Source organism: Spirosoma litoris (genome assembly GCF_054776755.1).
Genome location: NZ_BAAHBI010000068.1, coordinates 10,991 through 32,844 on the forward strand (window position 1 = coordinate 10,991; position 21,854 = coordinate 32,844).

Here is a 21,854-nt window from a genome sequence, read left to right on the forward strand (position 1 = left end):
ACGAACGGAAGTGGTTTTGACATCGCCAATCCGTTTAGTTCATAATCAGCACCTTTTGCTTGTAGGTCGACTTGCCCGCACGGATCACGATCACATAGATATCCTGCACAAAAGCCGTCAGACTGATCTCGAAGGAATAGGCCGTTTGCCCTTTCGCTTCGGTCTTATAGACCTGAGCCGAGTTTAACGAACGGGTGATGGTCACCTCGACATCACTGGTCTGGCTCAGATCGATCTGGAGTTTGAACTTGCCGTAGTTGGGGTTCGGATAAACCGTCACCTTACTGAAGTTGATCTGATCCTGATAGCCTAGTTGGGGATCGGTTTGTCCGATATCTTTTCGATCAAAAATCTCGATGTCGCGCTGCTTATTATTCCGACAGTCCTCTTTGGTGGCCAACATGTTGATCGTGTATTTTCCCGGCGTAACCACCACGAAGCCGGCCCGACTGGCATTTTGTTCGACCAGGTACGCTTCGGTGGGGAAGGTCCAGTCGACAAAATCAGCCGATGGACTCGATACGTTCAGGGCGTACACGGTATCGCCGACAAAGGCCTGCACCGCCATCAGAAAATCGGCGTTCATGGCTTTGCTGGAGTTGATGAGCCGGAACTGTCCCGTCGTCTCACAACCTGTCGCATTTTTGACCGATACGCTATATACCCCCGGATCGACAACGGTAATGACCGACTTCGTACTCAGCGACTGGCCGTTGAGAGACCAGGCCACCTGTTGATCTGGATTTTTGCTGTCCAGCGTAACGGTTTGCCCCTTACAAACCACCGCTGAATCGCCCAGCTGAATGGGGAGTAGTTTATCGGGTATCGGAATGACTACGGGTAGACGAAGCGCACAGCCATTCTGGTCCGTAATGGCTACTTCATAGCGACCTGCCGCCAGATTTGCATACCGCAACGAATCCTTGCCCGTAATGGGAGCAGTTGTTCCCGATAACGTGCCCGAATAGGTGCCTACACCCCCCGTCAACTGAATCCCGACGGTCCCGTTGGCATCGCCAAAGCAGCGGGGCGTTTGGGTTTGGATAGCGGCCGCCAGCGGTTTAGGCCAGGTGAGCACCACCCGCCGGATGGTATCCTCGCACCCTCGCCGGTCCACGGCTTTCAGGGTGTATTCGGCCTGGGTAAGGCCGATAAATCGTCCCGTGGATTGCGCGAGTCGGTTATCCAGCCAATAGGTATAGCCACTGTTGCCGCCACTGGCCGACACGTTAATGATCCCGTTTTGATCGCCCGCACAAAGCGGATCGATCCGATCGGTCAGGCTTAGGCGCATCTTGGCTGGTTCAGTGACGGGGAGCGAGGTCGATTGCCGACAGCCATTCTGGTCCTTGACCCAGAAGGTATAAGTACCTGCTTTCAAGTCGCCAAACACAGGGTCGGCATAGTAGCGCGTTGTATCGACAGCGTACCGATAGCCCGATACACCCCCACCGGCCAGGAGTTGAACCCGCCCATTGGTCTCCCCAAAACAACGAACCGTATCGGCATAGATGGCTTGTAAGGTAACCGCCGTCGGCTGGGGAACCAGCGTGGGCTGGATGAGTTGACAACCGTGAGCATCAACGACCCGAATGGAATACGTCGCTGACCGAAGCTGACTAAACTGGCCACTCGCCTGGAAGCTGGTATCGCCCGGTGCGGCTCCCCCAATCGCGTAGCGATAGGGAGCGGTAGCGCCTTGACCAACCACCGTGATGGATCCCGTCTGATCACCAAAGCAGTCATTGGGTTTGATGGTCGTCTGGACCGATAAGGCTGTGGGTTGTTCGAGAGTCAGTGAAACCTGATGCCCACAGCCGTGACTATCGGTAAAAGGAAGTACATAGGGGCCAGCAGTTAGGCCTACAAAGGCAAAAACAGGCGATGTCGTTGGATTTCCAGGCCCCGTTGTCTGATAGGGGGAAGTTCCGCCCTGTATGCTCACCGTAACTTCGCCATTGGCTTCACCCCAGCAACGAGGCTGTTTGGTCACAAAACTGGACGTAATGGGTGCTGGCCAGGTAAGCCGAATGCGAGTGGCCGTGGTATCTGTACATCCCCGCCGATCGACCACCCGAAAACCGTAACTAGCCTGCGTGAGCCCCGTAAACGAACCACTCGGCTGAGCCAGCCCGTTGTTTGTGGTATACTGATACCCGCCATTGCCTCCACTGGCTACTACCTGAGCTTTGCCACTTGAGTCGCCATAACAAAGCGGGTCTAGTTGGCTCAATAGCTTAAGTTGCAACTTGGTTGGCTCCGTCAGGGTCAGGCTCGCTTTGGTACGGCATTGGTGGCCATCCTGAACCCAGAAGTGGTAAGTGCCCGCCCGTAAGCCACCGAATTGATTGTCGCCCGCATAACTCAGGCTGTCGATCGAATATTGGTACGTTGGGGTACCACCGCCTGCCACGAGCCGAACCCGCCCGTTGGTTTCGCCCTGACAACGAACGGTGTCAGCATACAGGGGTTGAAGCGTCAATACCGTCGGCTGTTGCAAGGTAGCTGCCTGCGTCGTCACGCAACCATTGGCATCCCGCACCCGCACGGAGTATCCGCCCGCTCGTAGACTGCCCAGGGTCGTGTTGGACACGTAATTCGTACCGTCAGTCGAATAGGTATAGGGACTGACTCCCCCACTCGCTGCTGCCGTTACGGCCCCCGTCTGATCGCCAAAACAATCATTGTCTTTGGTGGTTACGGCCAGATTAAGCAGGGGCGGTTGCGTGATTAACACCCGCATACTATCCAGACAGCCTAATCGGTTCTGTACCACAACCCGGTGCACCCCAGCGAGCAAGCCCGTAAAGCGAGGATCGTCTCGGAAGCTTCCCCCATCGATGGCGTAGCGGAAGGGCCCGGTCGTTGCTTCGGCGGTTACGGTCAACTGCCCATCGCTGCCTTGCCAACACTTAACCGCCTGCCGGTCTGTCAATCGTAGACCCGCTCCGTTTTGGGGGAGCACTTCCAGGCTCAGGATCGTTGGGCAACTGGAGGGTACATCTTCCAGCCGCAGGGCATAAATCCCCGGCGCCAGATTCGTAAAGTTGCGAGTACTTGTTAACGGCCCATTATTGAGTGAGACCTGATAGGCTCCTGAACCACCCTGGATGTTGGTCAATTGAAGATCCGCATTGGGTGTGCGGCAATCGCGGGGTGTCAGCGTGTAATCGGCTCGTAAACTGTTCGCCAGCGTTAAACTAACGGGTTGGGTGTATAAACAGAGACTATCCGCTACCGTAATCAAATAGCTCCCTCCGGCCAGATTATCAAACCGGGGATTACTCGATAAGCCAGCCTGGGTACTGATGCCATAACTGTACGGCGGTCGTCCGCCCACCACATTCTCGACCACGAGTTGGCCAGTCGCCTGCTGACAGGAAGCGGGTGGCTGGGTTTGTACGTTAAAGCGAATGGCGGAGTTGCGGGGACTAATGGCAACCGTATAGTCGCCCGTACAACCGGCCCCATCGCGAGCGGTAATCAGGTAGTTGCCCGCAGCCAGTGCTTTGAAGATCCCATCAGCCGTCGGGGATGAGGTAATGGCGACTCCCCGACGATCCTGCCCGCTCATCGAGAACACATACGATCCATTGCCTCCAACAGCACTCAGTTGAATCTCGCCCCTCGTATAATATTCACAGTCGACATCTACTTTTCGCAGGAGGCTCAGCACGATTTCATCAGGCTGGGTTAGGGTTTGACCCGTTAGCTGAGCCGTACAGCCCTGCGCATCTTTTCCCGACAACAAGTAGGTGCCCGCAGCCAGACTCGTAAACGTACCGACCGGGCTCAGTGTACCATTGTTAAGCGCATACTGATAGGGAGCCGTACCCCCACTGCCCGCAACGCTGAATTGTCCGCCATTATCCTGATAACAGGTCAGTGATTTTCGGCTCGTGACCGCCAGGGTAAAGGGAGCCTGAGGTTGGCCGACCACGATCGACAGACTCGTAACACAACCGTGGGTATCCTGCACACGAGCGGTGTAGGAGGCAACCCGTAGCCCGCTAAACTGAGATGAGGTCTGATAAGCAGCCGTTGGCAGCGCAAAACTATAGCCGGGGGATCCGCCAGTAGCCGTCAGACTCACCGCCCCATCGGCTCCGTCGAAGCAGCGCACATCGCTTCGGCTACTCACGCCCAACTGGAGGAGCGTAGGCTGCGTGACCGATACGGGCGATGTGGTCAGGGTACAGCCATTGGCATCTTTGACCCAATACGTGTAGCTATTAACCGATAGATTACCAAAATCTGCTGAGTTCTGGTAAGCCGTGCCATTGGCCGAGTACTGATAGGGCGTTGTTCCACCCGAAGCAGCTACCCGATTCAACCCTGAGCTACCACCCCAGCAGGCCACTGGCTGTATGACTGACGCACTGGCAGCTAAGGCCGTAGGCTGCGTGACGACAAATGCCTGACTGACTTGACAGAGATTGTCTTTCAGGTGTAGCGTATAGTTGCCAGCCGCTAAACCTGTAAACTGAGCGGCTGGCTGATAATTGGTTCCGTCAAGCGAATACAACAGGGTACCTACCGCCGTCGAGCCGGTCGCCGAGGCCGTCATACCACCGGTCGACTCGCCAAAGCACCCAACGGGTTTCACCGAAGCGATACTGAGCAGCAATCGGCTCTGGTAGCCAATTGTCGCCGGTACGGTGATCTGGCAGTTGTTGGCATCCCGAATCGTTAACGTATAGACCCCTTCGGACAGACTCCTAAACGTATTGGTCGAGGTAAAACTCGTGCCATCCTGGGCGAACCGATAGGGGCTGGTTCCGCCCGTGGCACTGAGCGAAAGCGCCCCATCCGATCCCCCCGAGCAGGCGACCGCCTGTAGGTTACTTAGCCCCCCCTGTAAAACCGCCGGTTGGCCAATGGTGGCCGAGGTAGAGGCCAGACAGCCATTGGCATCCTTTGTTTGCAGGGTATAACTCGCAGCCACTAACCCCGTGAACTGCCCCGACGCCCCAAAGCTGGTCCCTGTTCGGGTGTAGGTATACGGGGAGACACCACCCGATGCGGCTACGGTGAGACTGCCCGTGGCACCGCCAAAACAACCAGCGTCGGTTCGGTCGGTAACGGTTAGTTGTAGCGCAGTGGGGTCATTGAGGGTCAAAATTCCGGTTGTGGCCACGCAGCCGTTGGCATCCTTGACCCAGTATTTATAGTTGCCCCGGGCTAGTCCCGAAAAATTAGCCGCTGTCTGATACGCGCTACCGTCGGCCGAAAACTGGTAAGCCGTCACCCCGCCATTGCCCGCTACGGTGACCGCCCCATCGGCACCATTATAACAATGAATGGCCTGGGTAATGGTGGCCGTAGCGCCCAGAGCTGGTGGCTGACTGAGGCTAACGGGCAGGCTCACACGACACAGATTATCCTGTGCCGTTAGTGTGTAGGTACCCGCCCCTAAACCCGTAAACTGAGAACTTGCCTGCGAGGCACCCGAATTGATCGAATACTGCACAGCACCCACCGAGCTGCCCGTGGTGGTGACACTGATGGCGCCCGTGCTGCCGCCAAAGCAGGCGATATTCTGCAGGGAGGTTACACTAAGGGCTAAATTGCTTTGCGTCGTCAGGGTGGTACTTACCGAAGCGCTGCACCCATTCACGTCTTTTACGGAAAAGGTATACCCCCCGGCCGCTAAGCCCGTAAAGTTGGCCGATGAACCGTAAGCGCCACCGCTCTGACTATATTGAAATGGACCCGTACCCCCCGCAGGACTCAGGGAGACGGTCCCATTCGTATTGCCCGAACAGCTTACATCGGTCTTACTAGCGATCGTCAGGCCCAGGGTGGGGGGCTGACTGACGGTCACCGTACGGGTAGCGGTGCAGCCCGAGGCATCGCGCACGCCAACGGTATAGGTCGTGGAGGACAGGCCCGTAAAGGTATTACTGGCGGAGTAGGCACCACCATTCAGATTGTATTGAAACGGCGATTTCCCACCGGTGACCGCCAGGCTAATCTGACCGGTAGCGGCCCCACTACAACCGGCGTTAATAACCGTCGGGTTTAGCGACAGATCATCGGCGATGGACAACTGTTGGCGGGTATATAAAACTCCATCGACCAGTACCCCAACCCATCCGACCCCTGGCTGAGTCGGTGAAAACGTAACAGATGATCCGTAGGGTAAAACGCCGGTGTTGGATAGGCTTCCTGCCTGGGCATCAAAGACAACGAATCGTTCCAGTTCGTCGACCAGTACATTGTCGACGTAAGCCCGGAAGTAATGCCCATCGTAGGTGATTTTAAAGACCGAATGACTATAATCACCCGTAAAATCCTTCTCGCTGACAGCGCTGGTATAGGTTGCTTTCTGGATGGCGAAGCCCGTATTACTGATGTAGCGGAAGCTCATCGCGCCAATTCTCAAATCCAGATCACCACTGTATACCGCGCCATTGTGGTGGTATTCTATGGTTAGCGGTGTTTGTCCGGAGTAAAACTGCTGGGATATAAACTGAACAGGCCCATCAAACGCCAGACTGCCATCCGCTCCGATTGTATAATTAACAGCCCCCTGGTAGCCTATATGCGCAATTTGGTGGCCAGCCGCCGTCAGTGGATTTCCATTAACCAGGAATTGACCAATTTGGGAGGTTATTCCTTTCGTATTCGTCGACGCAAAAAATGAATAGGTGTGGAGTCCATGAGCGCCAACTGAAACAGGCTCACATCGCCCCACTGCTAATGGCGTACTAAGTCGATTGTAAGGAGATGTTTCGTCACCGGGAGGAATACCATTGCTGGCATGACTCTGCCCAACAGGTATCTCCACATAAACATAATCGTCAGTAATCGTTTGTGAAAAGGGGGTACTCCCGCACTCATCACTGACCGTGAGGACATCGCCAGGCTTGAGCGTGCCAAAATCAAATTCAATAAAACCTAGACCGCTGGCAAACCAGAAGAATTGATAACCAGGCAACTGTTGCCCATTGAGTGTAAAATGAACCTGATTCTGATTGCCACAAACATGATTGTAAGTATACACCCGTCGGTCGGTGTATTTGACCGGGTTCATGTAGAGCTTATTCTGGGCCTGGGTGGCACTTGCAAGGCCCAGCATCAGGAAGCTGACCAGACAGAAAAAAGAAATAGAAAGGTAATGGCGTGAAGTAAAGGTTAATGGCATAGAATCGAAACTAGTAGTGGTTACAAGGAGGCCAGATCCTCACCGGCTGTTAGACGGGTAATCAATCTAATAGTAATCGTATACTATTAATTATTTTTTTCGGATCAGTTTAGTGACAATTCAACTGACTTGCTAGTCAGGGTGTTCATGAATCCGAGGTAGCCTTAATGGAACAGATCAGATCAGCAGTTTGATGAGGTTCTGGGAGAGAACCCATGATTGAGCTAGGAAATGAAAAGGCGGATTGGTCAGGAGGATTTGATTAGGTGGGATTGAAGGTAATGGCAGCCTGGATAAAGTTATTCCCATCAGTGCATAGCCCCTGGCCAGACTTGCTACAAGACTAAACGAGTAAATTCAGTTCTACAATTACGAGTGTAAGCATCTATAGCTAGGTCACCAGACTCTGGCTCAGTGGTATGTCGAAAGAACAGAGAAGAGGAACAAAAACTACAATTCCTGGCTCTGCTTCTATAAGTTTAATTTGGTCCCCTAAGCTGTCCAACAATCGGGAGCACCTTCGCCTTCAGGTCACAATCATATTGCCAAAGCGTTACGGCATGCTGCCAATTCGATTAGTAATCAGAAAGACTATGACCGGGCCGCCCTTTAGGTTTGTGAGCTGGTAATATTCCGAGATTTGGTCTTTTGCCAGTAGTCAACCAGAGAGGGCTACCCTACCGGGCCGCCGAGGAGTCAGCCCTATGCTCCGATTTAGGTCCCTCTCTGTTTTAACTTGCCCAAGACTCGGATAGAAAATCGGGTTGGTGGCCCACAAAAGGGTTCGAGTAAAAGCGAGTTGTTGACTACACCTTCAAAACTAATCAGCATCATGGACTTTTACCACTTCGTAGGTATCGACATTTCTAAAGACACATTAGATTGGGCCGTCTACCCCCCCCAACAAGGTATCCTCTTGAGCATCCAAACCGACAACACCCTCAAGGGTATCAGGTCGGCTTTAGTTCAATTGAAAGCCTTGCCGGGTTGGAACTCCGCTCAGGCTGTGTTCTGTCAAGAACACACGGGTATCTACAATGCCCATCTATTGGAACTTTTGCATGAACTGAAACTGTCAATCTGGCTAGAGTCATCCTTACAGATCAAGCAGGCCGGCGGGATGCAACGGGGCAAGACTGACAAAGTCGATGCCCAGCGCATCGCCCAATACGCCTATCGCTTCCGTGATCAGATGCGACTGTGGATACCCCCACGCGAAGTTATCCAGAAGTTAGCCTTTCTGAGTGCAACCCGCCAACGGCTCAACCAAGCTTACAATTTACTGGCTGTACCTGTAGCCGAACAGGAAACCTTTGTCAGCAAGACGCTTCAAAAGACCCTCAAAGGCCAGGTCAAAAAGTCGCTTGCCGCTCTCAAAGAGGAGCAAAAGCTGGTTGAAACGCAGATAGACGAACTGATTCAATCGGACTCGCGATTGAAGGAGTTGTTCGCTCTGATGGTTTCCGTACCGGGTGTTGGCCCGGTGATCGCAACAGAATTGCTGATCGTCACCAACGAGATGCAGACCATCAATGAGCCTAAAAAGCTAGCTTGTCATGCAGGCGTGGCCCCTTTCGAGTACCGTTCGGGCAGTAGCATCCGAGGGAAAACCAAGGTGAGTCACCAGGCGGCATCGGCCGTCCGACCGAAAACGACTGAAAGCATTGATCCATTTAGGAACTATGTCAGCCATCCAAGTAGCAGGAGACTTTCAGGAGTACTATGCTCGTAAACTTAAGGAAGGTAAGCCAAAAATGCTCATCATCAATGCTGCCCGCAACAAGCTCATCCATCGGGTTTGCGCCGTAGTGCGCCGGGGTGAAAATTATGATAAAAATTATACGCCAGCTCTTGCTTAACCCATAGAAATCGGAGCGGCTAACGCCTTTCTTTAAGCGGATCGCTTCTAAGAAAGGGCGGATTGCCGCCATTATTGCAACTGCCCGTAAACTGGCGGTATTATCTGGAATATGATCTCCAAAGTCGAAGCTTATCAAAAGAATCGGGTAGAAATGAGTCTGGAAAAGCAACGAACTGTGAAACTGAAGCATTTGGACAAGAGACTACATGCACTCCAACTTACCAAAGAGAAATTAGAGAGACTATTCTTAAAGCACTCGTTGTCAGAAGAGTAGTATCCAGTTGTACAGAAAAAGCTGTGGTCATTCTCAGCCGACAAACCTGACGCTGACTTACCGGTTTATTCAGTCCGAAGAAACCAATTCCCCAGCAAGACTACCCTAAAAAGTACTGAATATCAGTAATATTGCATATTACACATATCGTAATGGGATAACGTTCACTCCATCAGATAGTGATCTAGCCATGAGCACAGCCATCGACAAGATTTCCTGAGAAAACTCCCGACGCTATGGCAGCCATCGCGTGCTGGAAGCTCTGAAAAACAGGGCATAAAGGCTGGTCGACATGAGGTATGTCGTGTGACTTTAAGGATCAAGGACAATACTTGTGGAGCAACTTGGATTAAGCATATAACTGCGTGAGCCGATATAAGAAAAATTCCACATTCCGAACCCCTCTGAACTGGCTCCTGAACGCTTTAATTTTAGCATTGAACGACTCGGCTGAAGCATTGGTACTGCGATTGTCAAAGTAGTTCAGAATGGTTTCATAGTGGTTCTGATCGAACGGGCGACCGTATTGAAGGCTTTAAAACCCGCTTGTCGCACTTTTTCATGCCACTTAGCCAACCGCCCTAAGCCGTAAAGTTTGTCGGTGGTGTTTTCAAAGATGTGACTCAGGGATTGACTCAATTCATAAGCGGCCTTCAAATCTGGATAGCGATCAAACAGCAGATTGGCCCGCTCTTGCTGACTTTGGGTCCAGTCAGTGGCCTTTTTGTAGAGTACATAGCGGCTGCGAGCTAGTAGTTGTTTGACCGTGTCGCCATTGGCAAGTACTTTTGGTTGATAGTCAATCTGTTTAAGTTTAGCTTGTTCAAGAGCCTCATTTTCTGCTTCCAGCGCTTGCTATCGGTACGCAATCCGCATGTCCTGAACAGCCTCCAGGGCCAGTTGCTACACATGAAAACGATCAGTCACTTGGGTCGCTTTGGGAAAACATTTTTTAGCAATCAGGGCCATATTACCCGCCATGTCCAGGGTAACCTCTTTTACCTTTTTGCGTTGACTTTCAGGTAACTTACGCAAGACGTCAATGACTGTATCGGCTTTAGTCCCTGCGACAATGGCCACGATACTACCGCATCGGCGGTCCGGCTTTGCCACCTTTGGCGGCTTTATTGGTCAGAATCGTGTAGAGCTCACCCTGCGATAGGCTCGTTTCATCCAGCGATAGGTGTGGACCCAGATTCTGAGGATACAAAAGCCAGTCTTTGGCATGGGCTCGTTGATCCCAAGTCGAAAACGTACTTAACTCGGTTCGGTATTGGCGGGTCAGCCGATTACCATCAACGCCATAAAGACGGCCAAGGCTATTGGTACTGTGGGGGGATGAATCCGTCAATCTGGTTTAAAAAAAGCGCAAAGTCTGTCGTCATTCGCGTGCCCTGTGCCACCTGATTCAAATCTCGGGTTTCTACTTTTTGCGTCTTGGTATTGAGCCAGCGACGGCGTTTGATCCCAGAAACACACGTTTGTCTCGGATGGGGAAGTCCTGAATGATGATTTCGGGCCGAAAGCCCTTGGATAATAGTTCGGCTTTGGGCTTAGCCGACTCCTGGTAGTTTTTCTCTTCTAAATAGAGATGAAGTAAATCCGCTGATGGCTCGACGCGAGTTAGTTGGTAATAAGTTAGAAGGAACGCCGGTAAGAGGTATTCGACTAAAGGCAAGAAACTTTCCAAAACGAGCTAGACTTGGTGAAAACACAAACCTAGAAAAATACAACGCCCTCCACAAGTATTGTCCTTGATCCGCTATTTCTCTAAGTTATCACAAAATAAAAAGCCGCAACCAGTTGATTGCGGCTTAATTATGTGCCGAAGGCGAGACTCGAACTCGCATGTCCGTAAAGACACACGCCCCTGAAACGTGCGTGTCTACCAATTTCACCACTTCGGCAGTACGCTCCCCTTATTTGGGATTGCAAAGATACAATTACCTTACCCGTACACGCAAGATTTTCGCTTAAAATTTTCTCGATTACCGAGTAAATGATAGTCGTTTTCCTACCTGATCAGTCAGAAACTCACCGTTTTGATACACTAACTGGCCGGAAACAATAGTATGCGTCACGCTGGAACCAAATGTATGTCCCTCCAAAGGCGACCATCCACACTGATAGTAGATACCTTCTTTCGTAACCGTTGCGGGTTGATTCATATCGACTAAAACGAGGTCTGCCCAGTAGCCTTCACGGGCATAACCACGACGATCTATTTGGAAACAATCGGCAGGGGCATGGCTCATTTTACGCACAACCGTTTCGAGCGGTAATTTCCCCTGCTTCACAAAATCAAGCATGAGCAACAAAGGATGCTGCACTAAAGGTAGTCCAGACGGAGCCTGCCAGTAAGATTGTTGTTTTTCGGCCCAGGTATGGGGTGCATGATCAGTCGCAATGATATCCAGGCGATCATCAATCAAAGCAGTTAGTAAAGCTTCTTTATGATGAGGAGCTTTTATGGCTGGATTGCATTTTATCAAATTCCCCAGGGTTGCGTAGTCTCTGCTATCGAACCAAAGATGATGTACGCAAACCTCTGCCGTAATCCGCTTTTCGGTAAGTGGAAGTTTGTTATCAAATAACGCTAATTCGTCGGCAGTCGATATGTGCAGAATATGCAGTCGGGCATTGTGCTTCCGGGCCAATTCAACCGCCATCGACGATGACTTCAAACAAGCCTCTTCATTCCGAATCAATGGGTGCAAATCGGCTGTAGCGCGATCGCCGTATTCAGCCTTGTATCGCTCCGTATTGGCCCGAATGGTGGCTTCATCTTCGCAATGAGTGGCAATCAGCATAGGGCTTTGCCGGAACAGACTATCCAGCACCTGCTCGTTATCGACCAGCATATTACCCGTAGACGACCCCATAAATACCTTGATGCCGCAAACCGTTTTGGGATCGGTGCGCAGTACTTCGTCGAGGTTGTCATTCGACGCACCCATGAAAAACGAATAATTCGCCAGCGATGTCTGAGCAGCAATCGCGTATTTATCGGCGAGCAAGTCCTGGGTTAACGCATTCGGAACCGTATTGGGCATCTCCATAAAACTGGTAACACCACCAGCTACAGCTGCTCGTGCTTCCGATTTGATGGTTGCTTTATGAGTCAGGCCTGGCTCCCGGAAATGCACCTGATCGTCGATAACGCCAGGCAACAAGTATTGTCCATTTGCCTCAATAATCTGGTCTACATAGGCATCCGACTGACCCGACTTAATTTGGGCTATGAAACCACCTTCAATCAGCACATCGGTCTCAATAATCTGACCTTCGTTCACTAATTGGGCATTACGAATCAATAGTTTACTCATAATAACCGGGCAGCTTCTTTGGCGAAATAGGTTAGAATTACATTAGCGCCAGCTCGCTTTATGGCCATAAGCGACTCCATCATAGCTCGTTCGCCATCGAGCCAGCCATTTTGAGCAGCCGCTTTAATCATGGCGTATTCACCACTAACGTTATAAGCAGCAATAGGCAAATGGAAATTGTCGTCCAAAAGTTTGATGATATCCAGATAAGCCAGCGCTGGTTTGACCATCAGAAAATCGGCCCCTTCTTCGAAATCAAGTTGAGCTTCGATCAGAGCTTCGCGACTATTGGCCGGATTCATCTGATACGTCTTTTTGTCACCAAACTTCGGAGCCGAATCAAGTGCATCGCGGAATGGACCGTAAAACGCACTGGCGTATTTGGCGGCATAGGACATAATTGCTACGTCATGAAAGCCGCCTTCATCGAGTACTTGCCGAAGATAACCTACGCGTCCGTCCATCATGTCAGATGGACCAATGATATTCGCTCCGGCTTGTGCCTGTGCCAGGGCCATTTTCCCTAAGACTTCCAGCGTTGGATCATTCAGAATTTTACCGTCTTCCACAATACCATCGTGTCCATCAGAGCTATAGGGGTCCATAGCCACATCAGTCATCACCATTACGTCGGGAAATCGATCTTTAATGGCCTGAACGGCTTGCAAATACAGGCCATCAGGATTGTAGCTTTCGGTAGCGTATTTGTCTTTTTTGGCTTCAGAAATATTTGGGAACAGATCGAATGTCTTGATACCCAGGTCAACACACTCCTGAATTTCATCCAGTAGTAAATCCAGCGATAAACGATAGATGCCGGGCATAGAAGCTACTTCCGACCGTACGTTCTGTCCTTCTACAACAAAGACGGGCAAAATAAAATCAGTGACCGACAAACGGGTCTCCTGCACCATGTCGCGGATAACGGCCGATTGGCGGTTTCGACGCGGACGACGTATTATATTTATCAAGGTTGTAAAGTTGTAAATGTTATAAAGTCCTAGAGTTGCTGAATGCATCAACCAGAGCATCAACTATATAACTCTACAACTATATGACTTTATAACTTTTTTAAACAATCAATTTGAATCCTTCGCCGTGTACGTTTACTAGCTGAACGGCCGGGTCTTCTTTAAGATACTTCCGCAGTTTGGTCACGTACACATCCATGCTTCGGGCGTTGAAATAAGAATCATCCCCCCAAACCATTTTCAGGGCAAAGCTACGACTCACTGGCTGATTGAGGTTCTGAGCCAGCAATTTTAATAATTCAGATTCTTTGCTGGTCAATTTCTGCGGTTGCGATCCGTCTGTTTTACAGGAGAGTAGCTGGTGTGGGTAATCAAATGACAACGAGCCAATTTGATAAACCGAAGGGTCTGCGGCATCATTCGTGCGTTGGTACCGGCGCAAAATAGCCTGAATCCGCAGGAGCAACTCTTCCATACTGAACGGCTTCGTCATATAATCGTCGGCCCCGACTTTAAAGCCCTGAATGGTATCTTCCTGCATGGATTTAGCCGTGAGGAAAATAATAGGGACATCCCGATTGCCCATGCGAACTTCTTTGGCAAGCGTGAACCCATCTTTCTTGGGCATCATCACATCGAAAATACAAAGGTCGTAGTCGCCCTCCATAAACAGTTGCAGGCCCTGATCACCATTAATGGCGCGATCGGTCGTATATCCTTTCATGGTCAGGTATTCCTGCACCAATTGACCCAGATTAGGGTCGTCTTCAACGAGGAGAATGGTTGGCATAAATTTCAAAGAGTGAATGAGTGAAAGAGTGAAAGAGTGAATTATACCGGATGGTTTTCGCTCATTCACTCTTTCACTCTTTCGCTCACTTTATAAGGTAAAATCACTTCAAATGAACTGCCCTTCCCAAGTTGGCTTTCAACCAGAATCTGGCCGTGGTGTTCATCGATCATTTTTTTCACGTAACTCAGTCCCAAACCGAATCCTTTCACATCGTGGCGGTTGCCTGTAGGAACTCGGTAAAACTTTTCAAAAATTCGGCTCGTCTGTTCCTTCGACATGCCTAATCCCTGATCCGTAACGGTAATACTCACTCCTTCAGGAAGGCTTTTAGTACTTAACGTAATGTGCGGGCTTTCGGGCGAGTATTTAAGCGCGTTATCCAGTAAATTGTACACAATGTTGGTTAGATGAAGTTCGTCCGCTTCAACCACTTCCCGGTCGGCGTCGAAATTCAGTTCGACCTCTCCCCCACGTTGTTCGATTTGCAAACCCAGATTATTCAATACCTTTTCGATAACGTCATGCACGTTTACGGATGATAGGTTCAGCTTAATTTCACCCCGATCCAGCAGGGCCATTTGCAATACCTTCTCCACGTGCGACCCTAATCGCCGGGTTTCATCCCGAATGATGCCCATATAACGGGTCAATCGAGAGTCCATTTGTTCGGGCCGTTCAGGTAAATCGCTGCCATGTCCACCCGAGGCTAACCCTACAGGTATGCGTCCCAGTTTCGTCTGGCTTTCTGCCCGTAGTTGCTCCTGCGCCATTTCGACCGCGAGCGAGATAGTCGATATAGGCGTTTTGAACTCATGGGTCATGTTATTAATAAAGTCGTTCTTGATATCGGCTAGTTTCTTTTGTCGCACAATCGTGTTAATCGCGATGTAAAAACACGCCAAAATGACCAGGATCAGAACGGCCGAAGCAGCAAATGTGAAGCCCAGACGTTCTAAAATAAACTGCTGTTGGGTAGGAAAATAGACATATACGTAGTTCCCTGTTTCGACGAAATTGTTCGGGAAAAGTACCGCTTTATACCCTTCTGCATCGAGATGCTGGGCTTCCATACCCAATGAGGTAAACAGAAATTTCGGCTGCTGGCGGGTACGAACGCCATAGGCAAATGGAATGCTAATACCCCGCTCAACCAATGACTGACGAAGCAGCGTGTCTAACGCAACCCGATTAATCCGGTCTTCTATGGGCCGATCAGACAAGAGCAAGCCTTTAAGGACATCTTTAATCATGTGGGACTGCTCCTCGGCCCGGTGCTGGCTCATACTAGCCGGATGCGTAGGAATGCCTGGTTTAATAGTTGCCAGGTTATTGGGCAGTGGGTCTTTACGGGGCTGTCCTACTTGACGCTTACGCTGCTTGGCTGCCCGCTTGAGCGAATCCTCATTAACCTGTTTATTGATCCGGATTAATTCGGTGCTTAATACCGTCTCAACCCAGTGGTCAAACTGCTGCTGTTGAAGCAATTGAGTTTGCCAATCACCAACTGCCATCAGCTCCTCCTGTTGCCGGAAAAACTCAACTACCACCGCCGACTGCTCCGCAGAAAGCGGTTGAACCGTTGGATGAAGCACATCAGATTGCACCACAACTGCTCCGGCAGGCGTCATACCCAGCGTCATTTGGCGTGAGTTGGGCGTTGGATTCTGCGAGCGCTCCGCTTTTTTTAGTTCGACCAATCGGTTAGCGTGCCCTCCCGTTCCCTGGGAAATTGATTCTGACGCGTTCGACTTCCCATCTTTCTTAGCAATCGCTTTCAACCGATCCTGCTGTTCACGAGCCTGGATTCGCTGTTTGGTCAGGTACACAATCTCCTGCCGTTCCAGCGTTCGAACAACCTCCTGCAACGCATCGGTTACTTTATAGGCAAATTGCTCTTTCTGCAACCGCAAGGCGCTTCTAATCCAGAATACTTGCAGGCATACAAGACCCAGCAAGCCTATGGCCATCAGTGCGACAATCCAGCGTATGCGTTGTTCTGACATTTTTTTACTCTTTTATGCAACCTTCGCCCAATTTCTGCATCTATTCAAAAACAGAGCGTGGTCAGTAAAAGTACGAACCGGGTAGCCTACTCATTGGCTCGTTAACAAACTTTAACACCCCCTGAATCAATTGGTTTAGCAACTTATTGTTCCTTCGTTTGCAAATAATCTATACTATGAAAAAAACAGTTTTTGCCGTCTCCCGGTTCACACCGGCCCTATTGCTGGCAGTTACCTTTAGTGGTATGGCCGTAGCGCAAAAACCGGTGTCCCCATCGCCAAAATCGGATAATAATGAGGTAAATGTCCGAATTATTGAGCGGAATGGTGATGAAGTTCGGGAAATCGAACGCACCTATCGTGTGAACGGAATGAGTGATCCAGAGCGCGATAAGATGGTCATGAAATTAGTGGATTCACTGAAAGCTACCCGTAAAGATGGCCGTAAGCGTCAGATGACTATCATTGTGGAAGACAATGATAGTGAGCGAATTGTATCACGCAAGCGCATTGGCCCAGGCATGAAACGTGTTCCGGGCGATGCTTATGCCCAACGCGATCGCTTTCAGAAAGATGACTGGAATTTAAGAAACAACCAAAACTGGCAACAGGAATTTCGGCGGGGAACGGATTCGATGGCCGATCAGCTTCGTCGGTTTAAGATGGAGTTTCCGAGAGATTTTGATCGCCAACTGGTTCGCCCATTCGAAGACTGGTCTCGTAACCTGGGCGGAAAGCCTTCTACGATTCGGGGATTAGATGCTTTCCCAAACAATCCCGACCGCGACCAATTGAATGTTCGTTTTACAGCGCCAGAAAAAGGTGACGTAAGTATTATTGTCACAAATCCGAAAGGAAAAGAAGTCGCCAAACGTGAAATCAAAGATTTTTCGGGTGAGTTTGTGGGGCAGATCGATCTGGGCAAAAAAGCGCAGGGCATCTACTTCATTACCGTTACCCAAAATGAAGATGGTGCCGTGAAGCGGATCGTCGTTCAGCAATAATTTGCTAACCGGGTGATTGAAAAGGGAATAACTACCTCAATCAATCACCCGATTAGTGTATCTCAAAAAAATAATTCAAAAAATTTAGTACTATGTATTGCAAGATACCAAACAAAACATATAACTTTGTAGTGTAAATAAAGCTAGTGGTCATGAAAAAGTTAATGGTAATCGGGATTTTGTTAGTGGGCGTCAGCGGTCAAGCCTTCAGCATGGGGCACCCACACAACATGTTTGCTGCCCGGAAACAGCTACGGGCTAAAGCGTCGGCATCTGTATCTAAATCGAAGCCACTGACAACAACCTGCTGGCAGCAAGTTGTGCAGGTAACAAAAACAGAAATCAGCGAACGATTGCTGGCTGCTCTCTCCAACGTACATCCAGCCCGCTCTTATTAATTTTGTCAGCTTCCGGCGCTTTCCAAAGCTGGACAGTTATTCTGTAGCCTGATTCGATCAGGTACATTACTCCCCTCATTCTCTGGCCCTAGCGGCCATTTGTTGTTTACACAGCCCCTGACGGCTCTCCTCCTTTCGGATAATCATCCTTTTTAAAACGCTTACGTTCTTTCTTAGTGAAAGCAGGCCTGCGGACACGGCATCATTATTGTGGCTTTTTCATTACCTAATTGTTTCAAAACTTCTATCTGCTATAGAACTCCGTAAAGCCAACGGGTAATACTTTCCCATTAATCCTTCTGGCATCATTCGCACAGAAATAAATCAGTATCAGTTTATTGCAAGCTGCACAACCTTATAGTCTTATTTGCCTGGCAGGCAGTAGTATATACGTCATTGGCGCTCGAAAGCACTAATTTTTGAATTTAATTTTGTATTAATCCGTTATGAATAACAATCTATCTATCTTTTTTCGTTAAAAATTTAGATAATTCAATGATTAGTAACGGTTTTCGATAGGCTTTGGCTATTTTTATGGTTTTCCACAAACTACCGTTAACTGACTTATACTTTTTTTACCTTCAGAGTGCCCATGCGGAACATTGCTGTACGACCAATTTTACTTGTCGGCCTCCTGTTCGTCAGTTTGTTAACAGCTTACGGTCTGACAAGACCAGGCCGTAACCACTGGGCGAGGCATTCTCATTCAAGATCTCATAAAGCCAGTAATTCGAGATCTCATAAGGCAAAATCCAAAATCAAACGCCAAGCTCCAGCCCCTGCGCCAGTTGCTATTGCCGTTGCTTCACCCTACAAATACGGAGCGGCTGCCGAAGGCGTTGAGGTGTTTACACTTCCCGATAGTGGCCGTATATGGGTCGACAGTGTTTTCAAGTCGCTAACGCCAGAACAGAAAGTAGGGCAATTTTTCATGGTAGCGGCCTTCTCAAATCGCCATGAGAGCCATTACCAATACATCGACCATCTGATCCAAAACAATCATATTGGTGGATTGATTTTCTTTCAGGGTGGCCCTTACCGTCAGGCAATTTTAACTAATCGATACCAGGCTGAATCGAAAGTACCCCTGCTTATCGGCATTGATGGTGAATGGGGACTTGGCATGCGGTTAGATAGTGCAATGGATTTCCCCAAGCAAATGTCGCTGGGGGCTATTCGGGACAACGAGTTGATTTATCGAATGGGAGCCGAAATTGGTCGACAATGCCAACGGTTGGGTATCCACATCAATTTTGCCCCGGTATCTGACATTAATAGCAATCCATCGAATCCTGTTATCGGTGTTCGCTCATTTGGCGAAACGAAAGAAAATGTAGCCCTGAAAGCATCGGCTTACATGCGCGGTTTACAACAAACGCACGTAATTGCCACCGCCAAGCACTTTCCAGGCCACGGCGACACAAATGCCGATTCGCATCATACCCTTCCAATTGTTTCGCGCTCATCGGATCAAATGCGCGAAATTGATCTCTATCCATTCCGCAAACTCATCGCCGATAGTTTAATGGGCGTTGTAACAGGGCATTTGCACGTACCCGTGATGGATAACACACCTGCACTGGCGGCAACCTTGTCGGAGAAGATTGTCACTGACCTTCTCAAAAAAGAACTTGGTTTTCGGGGCTTAGTGTTTACCGACGCGCTCAACATGGGTGGCATTAGTCGGTCGCCCAAGACAGTAGATGTAAACATTCGGGCCCTACTCGCCGGGAATGATATTTTACTTTATCCGGAAAATGTACGGGATGCCGCTGCCAACATTCTGAATGCCGTTCAACAGGGTGTTATCTCTCAGGAGCTTATCGACGAAAAAGTTAAAAAGATACTTCGGGCTAAATATTGGGCGGGTTTAAACCACTACAAACCTATTCAACTAGGTGGCTTATCGGCCGACCTCAACTCATCAGAAGCCCAACTCTTAAAACAGGAACTTTGTGAGCAGTCGGTCACGGTGATCGATAACCACAACAAGCTCCTCCCTTTAAATCGACTGGATACACTACGGTTGGCGTCTATTGCTATTGGTGCCGAACCTGGCAATGCTTTCCAAAAAACATTAAACCAGTACGCGCCTTTCCAGACACTTGCTTTCCCCGAGAAACCGCTCTCCGACGCCGATTTAACAAACATACTGGCTCAGGTTGGCGATGATGTAAATACGGCCGTCATTAGCTTTCATCGAATGAGCGAGTCAGCGGTTCGTCGATTCGGCATCACAAAGCCCTCTATCGATTTGATCACTCGCCTGAAACAGCGCGGGATAAAAGTAATTGTTACTTCATTTGGATCGCCCTATAGTCTACCTCATTTTGCGGGAGCCGATGCACTCGTTTGTGCCTACCAGGAACTTGATGATATGCAACGAGTAGTGCCTCAGGTGCTATTTGGTGGATTAGGGGCAAAGGGTATGTTGCCGGTTTCTACATCGGGCGAGATGAAAGCAGGCATGGGTTTGCATACAAACCCTGAAGGACGGTTATCGGCCGGATCGCCAGAAAGTGTCGGGATGAAATCGGCTGTACTGAATCAAATCGACGCCATTGCCCAAAACGCGATAAAAAATCACGTTGTGCCGGGTTGCGAGATTCTGGTAGCACGCAAAGGAAAAATCGTTTATAGCAAGAACTTCGGGGCATTAACCTATTCGGCTGGTGCCGAAAAAGTAACTGACGAAACATTATACGATCTGGCATCCCTTACGAAAGTACTCGCGACTTTACAGTCGGTGATGGTATTGTACGACCGAAAACAGATTGATCTGACGCAAAAGGCATCTGTTTACTTGCCCGAACTTCGGAATACAAACAAGCAAAACATTACGCTTCAGGATTTGCTCTGGCACCAATCGGGTATGGTTTCGTACTACCCAACCACCTGGGATCGTACCCGCTTACCAGGCGGGGGCCTGAAAGCTCAATACTATTCGGCTACGCAGGATAGCTTACACACTCTTCAAATTGCGCCTACACTCTGGGGTGTTCCGGCGCTGAAAGATTCGGTCTGGAAATGGGTGATTCAATCACCGATGTCACGCAAGGTCGATGAAGGGGGCAAGCCCGCCTACGTTTATAGCGACCTTAACTTTCTGACTTTACAGAAGATCGTGGAACGCGTGAGTAAGCAGCCGTTAGACAAATTTGTAACGGAGAATGTTTATAAGCCACTTGGGCTGCATCAACTGGGCTTTACGCCTTTACAGCGTTTGCCACATCCACAGTGCGCACCAACCGAGCAGGACACCTACTATCGGAATCAATTGCTTGTGGGTACCGTGCATGATCAGATGGCAGCGGTTCAGGGAGGTATTTCGGGTCATGCTGGTTTGTTTGGCAATGCACATGATATTGCTACGCTTTTGCAGATGAATCTCCAGAAAGGTGTTTACGGCGACCAACGCGTTCTGAATCCTATGACGGTGCCTTATTTCACCCAGACTTTAAGCAACCGTAGCTTCCGGGCATTGGGATGGGACAAACCAAATCCGGAAAACCCCAATAGTGTATACATGGCGCCTAAGGCATCGGCTCGATCATTCGGGCATACCGGTTTTACAGGCAATGTGGTTTGGGTTGATCCCGATGAAGAGTTGATTTTTGTATTCCTGTCGAATCGGATATACCCAACAGCGGGTAATAATTCGATCAACACCACGAAGCTTCGCCGACGGATTCACGAAATGATCTATAGTGCTGTGGAGTAATACGTTCCTGATTAAATGGTATTCGCCCTCACTTCAGGATGCGTATAAAATCGCTTTATGCCACTTCATTGATGAAGTGGCATTTTTATTGCAGCTAACTTAAGAATATTGTCTCTCTGGGTACAATAACGAATACAAAACACTAGCATACTACTATTAATCAATCGATTAATTATACAATTATCCACATTTTGTTAACTGGTTTACATAGGCTACAACCTATTGTCTTCCATATATCAAGCATAAAAACATTAACTTTAGAGTCCAAAATTGATTCATTACTCAAGTTTTATGAAAGGACGTATATTTTACTCCTATTTACTGGTTTTGCTGTGTCTAGTGGGATTGGCAACTAG

General features: G+C 49.4%; 11 protein-coding genes, 1 tRNA gene and 1 pseudogene. 4 read left to right on the forward strand and 9 right to left on the reverse strand.

Annotated features, from left to right (window positions below; genetic code table 11):
* Nucleotides 1–34 precede the first annotated feature (34 nt).
* Nucleotides 35–7,147 (reverse strand): hypothetical protein, encoded by a 7,113-nt coding sequence (locus tag ACYVGR_RS32810; protein WP_460964433.1) that lies wholly within the window; start codon nt 7,145–7,147, stop codon nt 35–37.
* A 736-nt stretch (nt 7,148–7,883) separates the two neighbouring features.
* Here ACYVGR_RS32810 and ACYVGR_RS32815 point away from each other — a divergent pair.
* Nucleotides 7,884–8,879: an IS110 family transposase gene (locus ACYVGR_RS32815; RefSeq protein ID WP_460964434.1), complete on the forward strand. Its 996-nt coding sequence runs from the start codon at nt 7,884–7,886 to the stop codon at nt 8,877–8,879.
* Nucleotides 8,880–9,631: 752 nt separating this feature from the next.
* On the opposite strand, the pseudogene ACYVGR_RS32820 reads toward ACYVGR_RS32815, so the two are convergent.
* From ACYVGR_RS32820 to ACYVGR_RS32855, 8 genes and pseudogenes are all read right to left on the reverse strand, one after another.
* Nucleotides 9,632–10,395, reverse strand: a pseudogene (locus ACYVGR_RS32820) (ISAon1 family transposase).
* Nucleotides 10,367–10,633 (reverse strand): hypothetical protein, encoded by a 267-nt coding sequence (locus ACYVGR_RS32825; RefSeq protein WP_460964436.1) that lies wholly within the window; start codon nt 10,631–10,633, stop codon nt 10,367–10,369. The pseudogene ACYVGR_RS32820 and the gene ACYVGR_RS32825 overlap by 29 nt, the downstream one beginning before the upstream one ends.
* Before the next feature lie 72 nt (nt 10,634–10,705).
* A complete protein-coding gene (locus tag ACYVGR_RS32830; protein WP_460964437.1) occupies nt 10,706–10,972 on the reverse strand; it encodes an ISAon1 family transposase N-terminal region protein in 267 nt (88 codons plus the stop codon).
* A gap of 133 nt (nt 10,973–11,105) precedes the next feature.
* Nucleotides 11,106–11,189 (reverse strand) — tRNA-Leu (locus ACYVGR_RS32835).
* A gap of 81 nt (nt 11,190–11,270) precedes the next feature.
* Complete coding sequence (locus tag ACYVGR_RS32840) at nt 11,271–12,608, reverse strand: dihydroorotase (protein WP_460964439.1); 1,338 nt, start codon at nt 12,606–12,608, stop codon at nt 11,271–11,273.
* Nucleotides 12,605–13,576 (reverse strand): porphobilinogen synthase, encoded by a 972-nt coding sequence (hemB, locus tag ACYVGR_RS32845; RefSeq protein ID WP_460964454.1) that lies wholly within the window; start codon nt 13,574–13,576, stop codon nt 12,605–12,607. Before hemB ends, ACYVGR_RS32840 begins: the two co-directional genes overlap by 4 nt.
* Nucleotides 13,577–13,679: 103 nt before the next feature.
* Nucleotides 13,680–14,369: a response regulator transcription factor gene (locus tag ACYVGR_RS32850; protein ID WP_460964441.1), complete on the reverse strand. Its 690-nt coding sequence runs from the start codon at nt 14,367–14,369 to the stop codon at nt 13,680–13,682.
* A gap of 65 nt (nt 14,370–14,434) precedes the next feature.
* Complete coding sequence (locus tag ACYVGR_RS32855; RefSeq protein WP_460964442.1) at nt 14,435–16,375, reverse strand: sensor histidine kinase; 1,941 nt, start codon at nt 16,373–16,375, stop codon at nt 14,435–14,437.
* Between the two features lie 176 nt (nt 16,376–16,551).
* Here ACYVGR_RS32855 and ACYVGR_RS32860 point away from each other — a divergent pair, with 176 nt between their 5' ends.
* The 3 genes from ACYVGR_RS32860 (at nt 16,552) to ACYVGR_RS32870 (ending at nt 21,498) form a co-directional block, all read left to right on the forward strand.
* Nucleotides 16,552–17,379 (forward strand): T9SS type A sorting domain-containing protein, encoded by an 828-nt coding sequence (locus tag ACYVGR_RS32860; protein ID WP_460964444.1) that lies wholly within the window; start codon nt 16,552–16,554, stop codon nt 17,377–17,379.
* A 152-nt stretch (nt 17,380–17,531) separates the two neighbouring features.
* Complete coding sequence (locus ACYVGR_RS32865; protein WP_460964446.1) at nt 17,532–17,777, forward strand: hypothetical protein; 246 nt, start codon at nt 17,532–17,534, stop codon at nt 17,775–17,777.
* A gap of 592 nt (nt 17,778–18,369) precedes the next feature.
* Entirely contained in the window at nt 18,370–21,498 is a 3,129-nt protein-coding gene (locus ACYVGR_RS32870) for a glycoside hydrolase family 3 N-terminal domain-containing protein (RefSeq protein WP_460964448.1), read from the forward strand.
* Nucleotides 21,499–21,854 lie beyond the last annotated feature (356 nt).

Coding starts and splice junctions, on each gene's coding strand:
- ACYVGR_RS32810 (WP_460964433.1), bottom strand. CDS start 7,147: ATGCCATTAACCTTTACTTCACGCCATTACCTTTCTATTTCTTTTTTC.
- ACYVGR_RS32840 (WP_460964439.1), bottom strand. CDS start 12,608: ATGAGTAAACTATTGATTCGTAATGCCCAATTAGTGAACGAAGGTCAG.
- ACYVGR_RS32850 (WP_460964441.1), bottom strand. CDS start 14,369: ATGCCAACCATTCTCCTCGTTGAAGACGACCCTAATCTGGGTCAATTG.
- ACYVGR_RS32855 (WP_460964442.1), bottom strand. CDS start 16,375: ATGTCAGAACAACGCATACGCTGGATTGTCGCACTGATGGCCATAGGC.
- ACYVGR_RS32860 (WP_460964444.1), top strand. CDS start 16,552: ATGAAAAAAACAGTTTTTGCCGTCTCCCGGTTCACACCGGCCCTATTG.
- ACYVGR_RS32865 (WP_460964446.1), top strand. CDS start 17,532: ATGAAAAAGTTAATGGTAATCGGGATTTTGTTAGTGGGCGTCAGCGGT.
- ACYVGR_RS32870 (WP_460964448.1), top strand. CDS start 18,370: ATGCGGAACATTGCTGTACGACCAATTTTACTTGTCGGCCTCCTGTTC.